Here is a 13,766-nt window from a genome sequence, read left to right on the forward strand (position 1 = left end):
CGTTCCATGTCGGATTGATGCCATGAAGATGATCCGCTTTCCCGATGGAATCACCGTGCCGGCACTCGGCCAGGGAAGCTGGATGATGGCGGAGGACGCCAGCCGGCGACGCGACGAGATTGCCGCCCTGCGCGCCGGGCTCGATCTCGGCCTCACCCTCATCGACACCGCCGAGATGTACGCGGACGGCGAATCGGAACGCCTGGTCGGCGAGGCGATCACCGGGCGGCGCGACGAGGTGTTCCTCGTCAGCAAGGCCTTTCCACAGAACGCCTCCGCCAGCCGGCTGCCGGTCGCGTGCGACGATTCGCTGCGCCGGCTCGGCACCGATCGGCTTGATCTCTACCTGTTGCACTGGCGTGGCCGGATACCGCTCGCCGAGACGGTGGCGGCGATGGAGGCGCTCGTCGCGGCCGGCAAGATTCTGCGTTGGGGCGTGAGCAATTTCGATCCCGACGATATGGCCGCACTGATCGCCGCGGGCGGTACGACCTGCGCGACCAACCAGATCCTCTACAATCTGACGCGCCGCGGGCCGGAACTCGACCTGTTGCCGTGGCTCGACCGACGCGGCCTGCCGGCGATGGCCTATAGCCCGGTCGAACAGGGGCGGCTCGTCACGCACCCCGGGCTAAGCGCGATGGCGCGGGCCAAGGGCGTCGGCGCGGCGCAACTGGCGCTGGCCTGGCTGCTCGCCCGCGACGGCATTCTCGCCATCCCCAAGGCGGGCACGGTCGCCCATGTCCGCGACAATCGTGCCGCCGCCGACCTGCGCCTCGATGCGGAGGAACTCGCGGCGCTCGACCGGCTGTTCCCGCGCCCCGCGAAGCCGGTGCCGCTGGAGATGCTATAGCGGCGGCACGCGGCCGAAGCGCAGGGTGGCGCACAGGCCACGCCCACCCGATCCCGCAGCGATGAGCAGCCGCCCGCCATGCGCCGCGGCGACCCGCTGCACGATCGACAGGCCGAGCCCGAAGCCTTCGCTGCGCGTCGTCCCCGCTCGCCAGAACCGCGTTGCCATCCGTTCGAGATCGGCGGGCGCGATCGTCGGCCCGTCGTCGACGACGCTGATCTCGTGCCCCGGACCGACGCGCACGGTGATCGGCGTCCCCGGCGGCGTGTACCGCGCGGCATTGTCGACGAGATTCTCGAGCGCGAGGCGGATTGCGCCGGCATAGCCAGGAAGCGGCGGCGCGCCCTGATCGTCGAGCGCGATCCGCCGGCCCGCCGCGATCAACGCCGGCGCGCGATCGGCGACGACATCCTCGGCGACCGCGGACAGCGCGACGCTGGCATGCGCCCCGTCGATCGGCCGCTCGAGTTCGGCAAGGACGAGCAGTTGCGTGATGACCCGCGCCGCGCGATCGACCTCGGCGAGCAATTTGGCCCTCACCGCGGGGTCGGGGATCGCATCGGCCCGCAGCCGGATCGTCGCGAGCGGCGTGCGCAATTCGTGCGCCACGTCGGCGGCGAAGGCGGTCTGCGCGGCAAAGGCCTGTTCGAGCCGGTCAAGCGCAGCATTGGTCGCGGCGGCGAGCGGCTCGACCTCCCATGGCAAGGTGCCGTGCGGCAGCCGGCGGTCGAGCGTGCGCGGGCCGATCGCCGCGGCGATATCCGATGCCGCGGTCATCCGCCGCGTCAGCCGCCGGGTCAGCCACACGCCGGTCAGCGGCAGCAGCACGATCAGCGGCACCAGCAGCAGCGCGAAGCGGGCGAGGAAGGCATCGACGATATCGTCGGCGACCACTTCGGGCGCGCTGTCGTCCTGCGATACGACGATCCAGCGCCCGCCGGCCGGCAGGCTGATGGCCGCGAGTGCGCCCCGGCGCATCTGCCGCGCGCGCCGGTCGAGCGGCACCGCGGCGAGCATGGCGGGGCGCGAGGGGCCGTGCTGCGCGACGATCCGGCGGCGCGCATCGACGATGCTGAGCGTCAGCCCGCCGGCGAGGATGTCGGTCGCCTCGATCGCCGCCGCGGGGCTGTGATCGCGCAACAGCGTCGCGATTCCCGCGGCCTGCTGACGCAGCACGTCGCGCTGATAATGATGCGCGACGCGGTGGAGCATCACCGCGCCGAGCGGCAGCATCAGCGCCGCGATCAGCGCGGTGACGCCGTGGAGCAGCGCGAACTGCGCGGCGAGCGAGCGCGGCGCGCGCAGCCTCACGCCGCGGCGCGGAGCAGATAGCCGACGCCGCGCACCGTCTCGATCCGTACCCCGGTCTCCGCCTCGTCGAGCCGCTTGCGCAGGCGATGGACATAGACCTCGACCGCGTTGGAGCCGAGATCGCCACCCGCACCGAACAGATGATCCTCGACCAGCCGCTTCGGCACGACGTTGCCGCCGCGGCGCAGCAGCAGCTCGAGCAGCTCGATCTCGCGCGTCGACAGCGGCAGCAGCGTCGCGCCGACGCGCGCGACCCGCGTCTCGACGTCGAAGGCGAGCCGCGCGCATTGCAGCGACGCACCGAGATAGCCGCCCTGACGGCGCAGCACGGCGAGGATGCGGGCGTGCAGCTCGTCGGGATCGAACGGCTTGACGATATAATCGTCGGCCCCGCCGTGCAGACCGCGGATGCGCGCGTCGACGCTGCCCCGTGCGGTGAGCGCGAGCACCGGGCGGACGTTGCCGTCGGCGCGCATCCGGCGGAGCAGCGCCAGCCCGTCGCCATCGGGCAGGCCGAGATCGAGCAGCACCGCGGCATGATCGATCGCGGCGAGATACCCCTCGGCCTCCTCGACGCTGGCGGCATGGTCGACGGTCATGCCCCGCTGCCGCAGCGCGCCGATCAGCGCATCGGCGAGCGCCGCGTCATCCTCGATCAGCAAAATGCGCAAACATCCTCCCGCGCCGCAGCATCCGTCAGGCCGCTGTAAGCCAGCCTGCCTATCGGCACCAAGCTTCTTCGCACGCGCAGGATCATGATGCACGCCACCGAACATCCCGAGCCCCTCGCCCCCGCCCGCTCGCTGTCGCGACCGGCGCAATGGCGCTGGCTGGCCATCGTCGCGGTGGTGCTCGCCGGGATCGTGCTGCTGATCGTGCTGATCGGCAGGCTGACCCATCACGAGGACGCGCCGCCGCCCGCGCCGCCGCCCGGCACCTTTCGTCCGACCGCCACGCAGATGGCGGCGCTCGGCACGATGCGGGTCGGCATGGGCGCGGCGGACGCGCGGACGCTGGCGAGCGGGTCGATCTCGGTAGACGGCGACCGCAGCACGCCGGTGCTGATGCCCTATAGCGGGCAGGTGGTGCGCGTGCTGGTCGACGCCGGCCAGCGCGTGCGGCAGGGGCAGCCGCTGCTGCTCGTCCGCACCAACGACTTCGTCGACGCGCGCAACGGGCTGTTCGCCGCGCGGGCCTCCTATCAGAACGCCCAGGCGCAGCTCGCCACCGCGACGCGCAACGCCGAACGCCAGCGGCTGATCTACCAGACCGCGGGCGGCGCGCAGAAGGACTATCAGCAGGCGCAGACCGACCTCGCCGCGGCGCAGGCGACCGCGCGTACCGCCGCCGCCGCGCTCGGTGCGGCGCGCGACAAGCTCGCGGTGCTCGGCAAGTCGCCGGGCGAGATCCGCCAGCTGGAGGGCGTCGGCGAAGTGTCGGGCATCCACGACGTGACGACGCTGCACGCGCCGATCAGCGGGCTGGTCGCGACGCGCGACGTCGCCGCCGGCCAATATGTCAGCCAGGGCGGCGACAAGCCGGTGATGACGATCACCGACCCCTCACGCGTCTGGCTGATCGCGCAGGTCGCCGAGACCGATGCCGCGGCGATCCACGTCGGCGATTCGGCGACGGTGACCACCCCCGCCCTGCCCGGCCGCAGCTTCCAGGCGCGGATCGATCTGGTCGGCGCGGCGCTCGACCCGCAGACCCACCGCCTGCCGGTGCGCGCGGCGATCGCCAATCCCGACGGCGCGCTCAAGCCGCAGATGTTCGCCAGCTTCCAGATCCATCGCGCCGCCGGCGGCGATGCGATCCGCGTCCCCGCCGCGGCGGTAATCCATGAGGGCGATCAGGCGCGCGTCTGGGTCGTCCGCCCCGACGGGCTGCTCGTCGCACGCGACGTCGTCGCCGGCGATGCGCAGGACGGCCAGGTCGTCATCCGCCAGGGCCTCGCCGCGGGCGAGAAGATCGTCACCTCCGGTGCGCTGTTCGTCAACGAAGCGGGCATCGGCGAATGAACCGCATTGTCGCCTTCGCGCTGCGCCAGCGGCTGCTCATCGTCGGCGTCTTCGTCGCGATGCTCGCCGCCGGCGTGATCGGCTTCATCAACCTCAATATCGAAGCCTATCCCGATCCGGTCCCGCCGATGGTCGAGGTGATCACGCAGACGCAGGGCCTCTCCGCCGAGGAGATGGAGCGCAACGTCACCATCCCGATCGAGGTCGGCATGGCGGGCATCCCGCACCTCACCGCGATCCGCGCGATCAGCCTGTTCGGCCTGTCCGACGTCAAGATCCAGTTCAGCTACGATTTCACCAACGACCAGGCGAAGCAGCAGGTGATCAACCGCCTGTCGCAGCTGCCGCCGCTCGCCGGCGGCGCGCAGCCGACGCTGTCGCCGACCAGCCCGGTGGGCGAGATCTACCGCTACAAGATCAGCGCGCCCAAGGGCTATTCGGTGATGGACCTCAAGACGTTGCAGGACTGGGTGCTGCAGCGCCGGTTCAAGCGCATCCCCGGGGTGATCGACGTCACCGGCTGGGGCGGCAAGCTGCGCGCCTATGACGTGGTGATCGACAACGACCGGCTCGCCGCGCACAACGTCACCGTCAGCCAGGTGCTCGCCGCGATCGCCAAGAGCGACGGCAATGTCGGCGGCCAGACGATCAACTTCGGCGCACAGGCGGCGATCGTCCGCGGCGTCGGCCTGATCCAGACGCCGTCGGGGATCGAGAACGTGCTCGTCGGCACCGGCGGCGGCCAGCCGGTGCTGGTCAAGGACGTCGCCACGGTCAAGGTCGGCAACAGCCCGCGGCTCGGCATCGCCGGCTATAACGACCAGGACGATATCGTGCAGGGCATCGTGCTGATGCAGCGCGGCGCGCAATCGATGCCGACGATCCAGGCGGTGCAGAAGGAAGTCGCGGAGATCAACGATTCGGGCGTGCTGCCGCCCGGCGTGCATCTCGACCGGATCTACGACCGGTCCGACCTCATCCACCTCACCATCCATACCGTGCTCGAGAACATGGTGGTCGGCATCCTGCTGATCTTCGCCCTGCAATGGCTGTTCCTCGGCAATCTGCGCAGCGCGATCATCGTCGCCGCCACCATCCCCTTCGCGCTCGCCTTCGCGATCCTGATCCTCGTGCTGCAGGGGGAAAGCGCCAATCTGCTGTCGGTCGGCGCGCTCGACTTCGGCCTCGTCGTCGATGCCTGCGTCATCATGGTCGAGAATATCTTCCGTCACATGGTCGAGCGATCGGCGCATGTCGAAAGCGGACGCGGCCATTACACGCTCGCCAACCGCTTCTCGGCGGTGCTCGGCGCGTCGTCGGAGGTCAGCCGCGGCATCTTCTTCGCCGCCGCGATCATCATCGCGAGCTTCCTGCCGCTGTTCACGCTGACCGGCGTCGAGGGGCATATCTTCGGCCCGATGGCCAAGACCTATGCCTACGCGATCACGGGCGGCCTGCTCGCCACCTTCACCGTCGCGCCGGTGCTGGCGACGCTGCTGCTCCCCGACAAGCTGTCGGAGGTGGAGACGTGGATCGTCGGCAAGCTGCGCCGCGCCTATGAGCCGGCCGCCGCCTTCGCGCTCGGCAACCGGGTGCTGGCCCTGGGCGGGGCGGCGCTGATGCTGCTGCTCGCGGTGATCGGCGTGCGGACGCTCGGCATCGAATTCCTGCCGCATCTCGAAGAGGGCAACATGTATATCCGCGCGACGCTGCCCGGCTCGATCAGCCTGGAGGCGGGCGAGCCGGCGGTGAACGGCATCCGCCGGATCATCGCCAGCTATCCCGAAACGACCGCGGTGCTATCCGCCCACGGTCGCCCCGACGACGGCACCGACGCGACCGGCTTCTTCAACGCCGAATTCTTCGTGCCGCTCAAGCCCGCCAGCGAATGGCCGCACGGCGTCACCAAGGAGACGCTGATCGCCGAGCTGTCGAGCAAGCTGACCGCCAAATATCCCGGCGTCGACTTCTCCTTCTCGCAGATCATCGAGGACAACGTCGAGGAAGCGGCATCGGGCGTGAAGGGCGCGAACTCGATCAAGCTGTTCGGGCCCGATCTCGCCACGCTCGAAAAATTCGCCAACCAGATCAAGGATCAGATGAGCCAGGTGCGCGGCATCGAGGATCTCGGCGTATTCCAGTCGCTCGGCCAGCCGACGGTGCGCGTCGACGTCGATCGCGCCCGCGCGGCGCGCTATGGCCTCACCCCCGACGACGTCAATGCGACGGTCGCCGCGGCGGTGGGCGGCAGTTCGAGCGCCGATCTCTATGAGGCGGGGACCGACCGTCACTTCCCGATCATCGTCCGCCTCAAGCCCGAGCAACGCGACTCGCTCGAGGCGATCCGCCGCATCACCATCGGCGCCCCCGCCCCCGACGGCAGCAACAGCACGATCCAGGTGCCGCTGTCCGAAGTCGCCAACGTCCACCTCACTTCGGGCGCATCGTTCATCTATCGCGAGCATCAGGAACGCTACATCCCGATCAAATTCTCGGTGCGCGGGCGCGATCTCGGCGGCGCGGTCGACGAGGCGCGGGCGCGGATCACCAAGAACGTCCATCTGCCCGCCGGCTATCACCTCGAATGGGCGGGCGAGCTCGACAATCTCACCAATGCGATCGCCCGGCTGGAGATCGTCGTGCCGATCAGCCTGCTGCTGATGCTGTTGCTGCTCTACGCCAATTTCGGCTCGATCCGCGACAGCCTGCTCGCCTTCGCGGCGATCCCGATGGCGGTGGTCGGCGGCGTGCTCGCGCTGGCGCTGACCGGTACGGCATTCAGCATCTCGGCGGCGATCGGGTTCGTCGCGCTGTTCGGCATCGCGGTGATGGACGGCATCCTCGTCGTCACCACCTTCAACAATGCGGTCGACGAAGGGCTCGATCGCGCCACCGCGCTCGGCACGACGGTGCGGCACAGCCTGCGGCCGGTGGTGATGACCTGCCTCGTCGCGGCGATCGGCCTGCTGCCCGCGGCGCTGTCGACCGGCATCGGCAGCCAGGTGCAGAAGCCGCTCGCGCTCGTCGTCGTCGGCGGCATGGCGCTCGCGCCGCTGCTCATCCTGCTGGTGCTGCCGGTGCTGATCGACCGTTTCTCGAAACGGGTGCCGCCGGAGGACCGCGGCGCGCATGGCCGCGACGTCGGCCATGGCCCGGCCGGCGATGCGCCCGCCGCGGAGGTGCCGGCATGAGCCGCGCTCTCGTCCTGCTGCTTGCCTGCGCCACCGCCGCCTGTGCGGTCGGGCCGCACGACCTCGACGCGCATGCGCCGCTGCCGCCCGCCGCGACGCCGGCGACGATCGCCCCCGCCAGCGGCACGGCGCAGGCCTTCTCGACCACGCCGGCACGCGCGGACTGGTGGACGGCGTTCGTCAGCCCCGAGCTGGATCGGTTGGTCGACGAGGCGCTCGCCCACAATAACGACATTGCCAGCGCCGATGCCTCGCTGCGCCAGTCGCAGGCGCTCGCCGGGGTGGCGGCGGGGGCGGCCCTGCCGCAGCTCGATGCGAGCTACAATGTCGAGCGCGCACGCGTCTCCAACGCTTTGTCGCCGCCGGTCGCCGATCAGCAACAGCAACTCTATACGCTGCACACCGCGCAGGTGAACGTCAGCTATGCGCTCGACCTGTTCGGCGCGACCCGCTCGCGCGTCCGGTCGGCGCGTGCCGCCGCGGAAGTGCAGCGGCAGCGGCTGGCGGCGGGCCGGACCACCGTCGTCGCCAATCTGGTGCAGGCGGTAATCGCCCGCGCCGCGCTCGCCGATCAGATCGCGGCGGCGCAGACCGCGATCTCGGTCAATCGCGACATCCTGGCGAGCCTGCTGCGTCGCCAGCAGCTCGGCGCGATCGGCGCCGCCGATATCGCCACGCAGCAGACCGCCGTGGCGACCGCCGAAGGCGTGCTGCCGCCGCTCGTCCGGCAGGAGGCGCATCAGCGCGTCCTCATCGCCGCGCTGCTCGGTCGCGCCGCCGGCGATGCGCTGCCGCCGCTGCCGTCGCTGTCCGCCTTGACCCTGCCGACGCGGCTGCCGACCGTTCTCCCTTCCGATCTGGTCGCGCGGCGGCCGGACGTGCTCGCGGCACGGGCGCAGCTCGAAGGCGCCGGCGCGGACGTGCGCACCGCGATCGCCGCGCGGCTGCCTTCGATCACGCTCAGCGCCAATGCCGGCGGCTCGGCGCAGCGCTTCGGCGACATGTTCAAGGACGGCAATCCGTTCTGGACGCTGCTCGGCGGCATCACCCAGCCGCTGTTCCACGCCGGCGCGCTGCGCAACCAGCAACGCGCGGCGGAGGCGGCGCTCGACGGTGCCAAGGCGCAATATCGCGGCGCCGTGGTACAGGCGTTCGGCGATGTCGCCGATGCGCTGACCGGCCTCGCCACCGACGCCACGGCGCTCGATGCGGCGACGCGCGCGGCAGATGCCTCGGGCCGGGCGCTCGGCTATGTGCGGCGTCAGCTCGCGCTCGGCGATGTCGGCACGCTGTCGCTGCTCAACGCCACCGCAGCCGATGCGCAGGCGCGCTCGCAGCTGGTACAGGCGCGTGCGGCACGGCTGACCGATACGGTGGCGCTGTTCCAGGCGACCGGCGGGCCGGTGCCCGATGGGACTTTGACCGTCGTCCGATAGCCCCTATCCTGCGTTTTCGAACATGGGGGGCGGCGGGATATGGCGGTCTGGCTCGATCGGCTCGGGGCGTTGCTCGCCAGCCTTGTGCTGCTGACGCCGGTAGCGGGAGCGGCTCAGCCGGCGCCGCTGGGTTCGCTATGGCGCGGCAAGGGCGGCGAGGTTCGCGTCGTCGCCTGTCCGCCGGGGGGCGATACGGATGCCTATTGCCGCGCGCTCGCGGTGACGACGGCGACACGTACGATACGTCTTGGCGGCGGCTATATGAGCGTCAAGACGCTGTGGCAGCGTGACGGGGCACGATCAGGCCCCGATGTGCTGGTGCTTGGCGACTTCGGCGGTTCCGGTGGCGATGCCGATTTGTTCGCCGTCACCCTGACGCCCGAGGTTCACGTCACCAAATGGACGGGCGAGCGTTTCGACATCGTGGCGGTCCGACCGGGCGGACCGGCGCTGCGGCTCACGCTGCCGTTCGACATCGAATATTTCAACGACGCGCCCCACGCCGGCGTGATCATCCTGCCCCTGCCGGTGATCTGGTCCGGGAACGGCTTGGTGCTCGATCGGCGCGCGCTCACGACGGGCCATGTCAGCAGACGATCATCGGACCCCGCCGTCATGCGCAGGGAGCTGCGCGCCTGGGTGTCGGAACGCTTGCCGCATGGGCGCGATCACCCGAAGGACCCTGATGCCTATACGCAAGCCTCGGTGGAGAAGCTGGTCGGGCTGATGCTGTCCGGCCACGCGGATGAGGCCAGACGCATGCTAGACCGAAACTGGCCGCAGCGGCTGGATGGGCAAGAAATCATTCCAAGCGGCGAGGATCGATTCTGGTCCGCGATCTGCCGGGCGGTGGTCACCCATCACCTCTGGCGGACGTTCGGCCCGGCGGGCATTCCCCACGCCGATCTCATCCAGCGCGGCGCGGCTCTCCCGGCGTGACCATCGCCGTCTGACGACGGATCGTGCCGGAATCAACAAGGGGGGCATAAGCCCCCCTTACCTCATGCAAGATGGCCGCCGTGACAGGCACGGCGGCCGCTCCGCATCTTAGTTGCTGTCGCTGTTGTCGTCGTCGGCAACGATGATGATGCCAGCGACGACGGCAGCGGCCGCGACGAGGGCGATGATCAGACCGCCACCGGCGAGCTCGTTCTTCTTGGCCGAAACCGAACCGGTGCGCACCGACTTCGCGACCGACAGGCTCGCCGCCGGGTTGGCGGGGGCAGCAGCGGCCGGAGCGACGGCGAGAGCGGCTGCAGCAGCAGCCATCAGAAACTTGGCAACCATAATGGTCATCCCCTTTGACGTGTTGAGGCTTGCTAATGGCAGCGTCGCCAAGAAAAGACAATCCGAAAGCGCGCAAATCCGCCACAAAGCTGGTCAAACGCCCCTGCCGGTGCGACGAACCGCCTGACGTCGACGGCAATAACCGCAGAGATTCACGCAACGTCGCGTGAGATCAGGACTTTTCGGCGGGCACCGGTGGGCGATACCCTCACGATGGTTCGATCGTCTCTGTGACACTTTGAAGAATTTGCCGGCAACTTGCGGAATCCGACCTATCATCAGTTGTCGGGCGCGTCCGCGGCGGCGATCACCTCGGCAAGAGTCGCCGGCCGAACCGCCAGCGATTCGAGCAGCGCGGTCATTTGCCGCCACCAATCCCACAATCGTGCCAGATCGGCCGTGCTGCGGACATAGGGCGTATGCCCCGGCACCAGGCTCGGCGAATGGAACGACAGGCTGATCAGCCCGTGACCCTCCTCCTCGACCGCGACACGCACCGCAGCGCACGCCTCGGCGATCGGCATATCCTCCGGCGTCAGCGCGACACGCTGGAGCAGCCCGGCGGTGGCGAAGGCGCCGCGCGCCAACGGCAGGCGGCCGAGCGCAGGATAGAGGCCTGCGCCCCGCCGCCGCAGCCGCCCGGTGAAGCTGGTGGTCAACGGCACTTCGATCAGATCGCCTAGACGGAAGGCAGCGCTGCCGACACGGCTGAAATCCGGTCCGCCGTCCGCACTATAGTCGTAGCGCGCCCGCACCGAGCTTTCGACGCGATAGCCGCGACGGACGAGCGCGGCTGCGGTCGCCGGGCCGATGCCATAGCGTCCGGCGCGATAGGCGATCGGGGCCCGGCCGAACGCATCGGTCAGCCGGTCGGTCAGCGTGTCGAGCTTGGCGGCTTCGAGCGCCGGCGGCAGATTGCCGGCATAAGTGTCGCCCGGCTGCGGTGCGGCGAACGGAGGTGTCACCCAGGCATGGAGTTGCGCCCCCAGCCCGACTCGCGGATCGGCCAGCACGCCGCGGAGCAGATCGACCGCCCCGGCATCGCTGACCACGGGGTGATCGATCAGATAGACGGGCGCGATGCCATGATCGGCAAAGCGGGCATGCGCCTGCGGCAGCGCGGCGATCGCCGTGACCGAGCGATTGGCGCGATCGAGCGGCGCCGACCAGTCGAACTCCTCCTCGACATCGACGAAGACGAGGAAGCGGCGGCCGAAGCGCGCTGGCCAGCGTACCAGAGCGGCAGCATCGGGGGCGGGCAGCCGGAACGGCGACAGGGCGCCGCCGTGAACGCTCAATGGGTCGCCTGCACCGCCGCCGGCTCGTCGGCCGCAGGGAGCCGCAGCGTCAGCAGATGCTCGCCGAACACCAGTTCGCCACCCAATTCCGCGGCGAGGTTGCGCGCGAGGCGCAGCGCGAAGCCGGTGCCGAGCAGAGGCGCCCCGTCGCGATCCCCCGCCTCGGCCTCGGCTTCGGCGTCGAGGCTGAGCAACGCCGCCTCGCCGGTGGCGGCGAGCGCGATCGGGCGGGCGAAGCAGATCGCGACCTGCCCCTCGGGCGCGGGTGCCTCGGCGATGTCGATCCGCTCCCCCGTCGTCGCGGCGGCGGTCAACGCGGCGAGCAGGCGCGAGAGCAGGCGTTCGAGCGCGCGATCGTCGCTCAGCGCCTGATGATCGCCCATCGGATGGATGTCGATCACCGTGCCGCGCAGCGAGGCGAGCGGCTCAAGATCGGCGACGATGCGCGTCAGCAGCGGCTCGAAGGCGATCGGCGCCGGGCGCAGGTCGAGCGCCTTGCCCTCGATCCGCGCCGCGGTGTCGAGATCGTCGATCGCGCCGAGCAGGCTCGCCGCCTGCCGGCGGATGGTCAGCGCATGGTCGCGGTAGACGGCGGAAACCGGCCCCAGCAGTTGCGCCTCGATCAGTTCGGCGAAACCGGCGATCGCATTGGTCGGGGTACGCAGTTCGTGGACCAATTGGCGCAGCGAATCGGACATCAGCTTGCGTGCGCCCGGTACGGCATCCTCGTCGCTGCGCGGACGGCGGGCGATCGCGACATAGCCGAGGAAGCGGCCGCTCGCCGCGTCGAATTGCGGCGTACCGGCGACGCGCCACGCGCCCGCGGCATCCGAATGGCCGCCGACGTCGAGCCGCGCGCCGGCGAATCGCTGCCGCTGGCGCAGCGCGCCGGTCATCACCGCATCGACGCGGACCTCGCCCTGCGGCGTCGCGACGGCGAGCGAGGCGCCGATCAGCGGCCCGCGCGCGACGCCGTCGACCGCGCAGATCACGCCATGGCTGTCGGTGTCGAAGTGGAAATAGCTCGGCGGCTCCGCCTTGGCGTCGGCGACCGGCTCGTTGGGGTCGCGCTGCTTCTGGAAGGCGTCGATCCGCGCGACGAGATCGGCGATCTGGAAACCGCCGTCGGCGACCGGCTGCGGCGCTGCGGGCGGCAGCAGGTCTTCGGATGGTGAACCGTCTTCGGCCGGCGGGGCGAAACGGACGACGGCGCTCTCCTCGGCGGGCGGCGCGACGGCGACGTCGTTCGCCGCGGGAGTGACGACGTCGTTCGCCGGCTCGGGCGTGTCGTAGCGCAGGACGAAATCGGCGGGACCGAAGCTGGCGAGCCCGCGCTCGACCGGCGCGGGAAGGTCGCGGCGGTGGCGCAGCAAGGCGCGGCCATGCGCGTCGAGTCTCGGCAACAATGCCAGCCATTCGTCGTCGGTCAGGCTGGCGGTGCGCAGCAGCGGTGCGGCGACGGTGATCTCATCCTCGGCGAAGACGCCGATCAGCGCGGCGGGCGGCCGGGCGAAGGCCAGGGCCCGCGCGCTGGCGATGCGCGTCGCCACGGGAACGACCTCCCGCAGCGCACGCAGCCGGTCGAGCGACGCCGGGTCGGCAGGGATGCGCCCGCGCCCCATCAGGTCGGTCAGCTGGCGCCACGCCGATTGCGCGCCGAACCCACTCTCCATGTCGGCCGAAAGCACCGTTTTCAGGCTGTCGTCGAACCGCACACCAACTCCTGGAGATCGCCCCATCGTCACGATGTGCGCGCTCATCCCTTAACGTCCGGCTCCGGTTAGAGGAACCGCCGATTTACGCACGTCGCATAGTGGGACAATTGCGTTGCGCCGCAATTTTCTTATGCTTAGGGGGAGCCGCCGCGCTAATCCGGCCTGTTCCTGGAGAGTAATACGCAATGTCCTTCGATCGGATCGATCGTCAAATTCTCGCTCACCTGCAGCAGGATGGGCGGATGACCAATGTCGAGCTGGCCGAACGCGTCGGGCTGACCGCGCCGCCCTGCCTGCGCCGCGTGCGCGCGCTGGAGGAGGCCGGGGTGATCCGCGGCTATCACGCCGATCTCGATCCCGCCAGCCTCGGCTTTCCGATCACCGTCTTCGCGATGGTCTCGCTGCGCAGCCAGGCCGAGCATGATCTCGCCGCGTTCGAGGCGCATGTCGCCGACATTCCGGAAATCCGCGAATGCCATATGCTCAACGGCGAGATCGACTTCATCCTCAAGATCGTCGCCAGCGACCTCAAGAGCTTTCAGGAAATCCTCACCACGCATCTGACCCCGGCACCCAACGTCGCCAGCGTCAAGACGTCGCTGACGATCCGCACCGCCAAGTCGACCTCGGGCATCCCGGTCATCATCGACTGAC

Annotated in this window: 11 protein-coding genes; 6 read left to right on the top strand and 5 right to left on the bottom strand. The window is 70.0% G+C overall.

Going from position 1 to position 13,766, the window contains the following annotated elements; genetic code table 11:
• Positions 1-22: 22 nt before the first annotated feature.
• Entirely contained in the window at positions 23-853 is an 831-nt protein-coding gene (locus V8201_RS09620) for an aldo/keto reductase (protein WP_336545141.1), read from the top strand.
• On the opposite strand, the gene V8201_RS09625 is transcribed toward V8201_RS09620, so the two are convergent.
• Both V8201_RS09625 and V8201_RS09630 read right to left on the bottom strand, forming a co-directional pair.
• Positions 848-2,164 carry a sensor histidine kinase gene (locus V8201_RS09625; RefSeq protein ID WP_336545142.1) on the bottom strand — a complete coding sequence of 439 codons (1,317 nt, stop codon included), beginning with the start codon at positions 2,162-2,164 and terminating at the stop codon, positions 848-850. The two genes, V8201_RS09620 and V8201_RS09625, sit on opposite strands and share 6 nt — an antisense overlap.
• Positions 2,161-2,835 carry a response regulator gene (locus V8201_RS09630; RefSeq protein WP_037536314.1) on the bottom strand — a complete coding sequence of 225 codons (675 nt, stop codon included), beginning with the start codon at positions 2,833-2,835 and terminating at the stop codon, positions 2,161-2,163. Before V8201_RS09630 ends, V8201_RS09625 begins: the two co-directional genes overlap by 4 nt.
• An 87-nt stretch (positions 2,836-2,922) precedes the next feature.
• Here V8201_RS09630 and V8201_RS09635 point away from each other — a divergent pair, with 87 nt between their 5' ends.
• From V8201_RS09635 to V8201_RS09650, 4 genes are read left to right on the top strand one after another with little or no spacing between them, the layout of a single operon-like run.
• Positions 2,923-4,185: an efflux RND transporter periplasmic adaptor subunit gene (locus V8201_RS09635; RefSeq protein ID WP_336545302.1), complete on the top strand. Its 1,263-nt coding sequence runs from the start codon at positions 2,923-2,925 to the stop codon at positions 4,183-4,185.
• Positions 4,182-7,376, top strand: coding sequence for an efflux RND transporter permease subunit (locus V8201_RS09640; protein ID WP_336545143.1), 3,195 nt, complete (start codon positions 4,182-4,184; stop codon positions 7,374-7,376). Before V8201_RS09635 ends, V8201_RS09640 begins: the two co-directional genes overlap by 4 nt.
• A complete protein-coding gene (locus tag V8201_RS09645) occupies positions 7,373-8,812 on the top strand; it encodes an efflux transporter outer membrane subunit (protein WP_336545144.1) in 1,440 nt (479 codons plus the stop codon). Before V8201_RS09640 ends, V8201_RS09645 begins: the two co-directional genes overlap by 4 nt.
• 39 nt (positions 8,813-8,851) lie before the next feature.
• Positions 8,852-9,751, top strand: a complete 900-nt coding sequence (locus V8201_RS09650) for a hypothetical protein (RefSeq protein WP_336545145.1) — start codon at positions 8,852-8,854, stop codon at positions 9,749-9,751.
• A 108-nt stretch (positions 9,752-9,859) separates the two neighbouring features.
• Here V8201_RS09650 and V8201_RS09655 read toward each other — a convergent pair whose 3' ends face one another.
• The 3 genes from V8201_RS09655 to V8201_RS09665 form a co-directional block, all read right to left on the bottom strand.
• Positions 9,860-10,150, bottom strand: a complete 291-nt coding sequence (locus tag V8201_RS09655; RefSeq protein ID WP_443026737.1) for a hypothetical protein — start codon at positions 10,148-10,150, stop codon at positions 9,860-9,862.
• Between the two features lie 227 nt (positions 10,151-10,377).
• On the bottom strand, positions 10,378-11,397 hold the full coding sequence (locus tag V8201_RS09660) for a polysaccharide deacetylase family protein (RefSeq protein ID WP_336545146.1): 1,020 nt from the start codon (positions 11,395-11,397) through the stop codon (positions 10,378-10,380).
• The gene (locus V8201_RS09665; protein WP_336545147.1) at positions 11,394-13,157 is read right to left on the bottom strand and encodes a sensor histidine kinase; all 1,764 of its coding nucleotides are present in this window, start codon (positions 13,155-13,157) and stop codon (positions 11,394-11,396) included. The genes V8201_RS09660 and V8201_RS09665 overlap by 4 nt, the downstream gene beginning before the upstream one ends.
• 140 nt (positions 13,158-13,297) lie before the next feature.
• On the opposite strand from V8201_RS09665, the gene V8201_RS09670 reads away from it, so the two are divergent.
• Positions 13,298-13,765, top strand: coding sequence for an Lrp/AsnC family transcriptional regulator (locus V8201_RS09670; RefSeq protein ID WP_037536303.1), 468 nt, complete (start codon positions 13,298-13,300; stop codon positions 13,763-13,765).
• Position 13,766 lies beyond the last annotated feature (1 nt).

This window comes from Sphingomonas kyungheensis (assembly GCF_037120395.1).
GTDB lineage: Bacteria > Pseudomonadota > Alphaproteobacteria > Sphingomonadales > Sphingomonadaceae > Sphingomonas > Sphingomonas kyungheensis.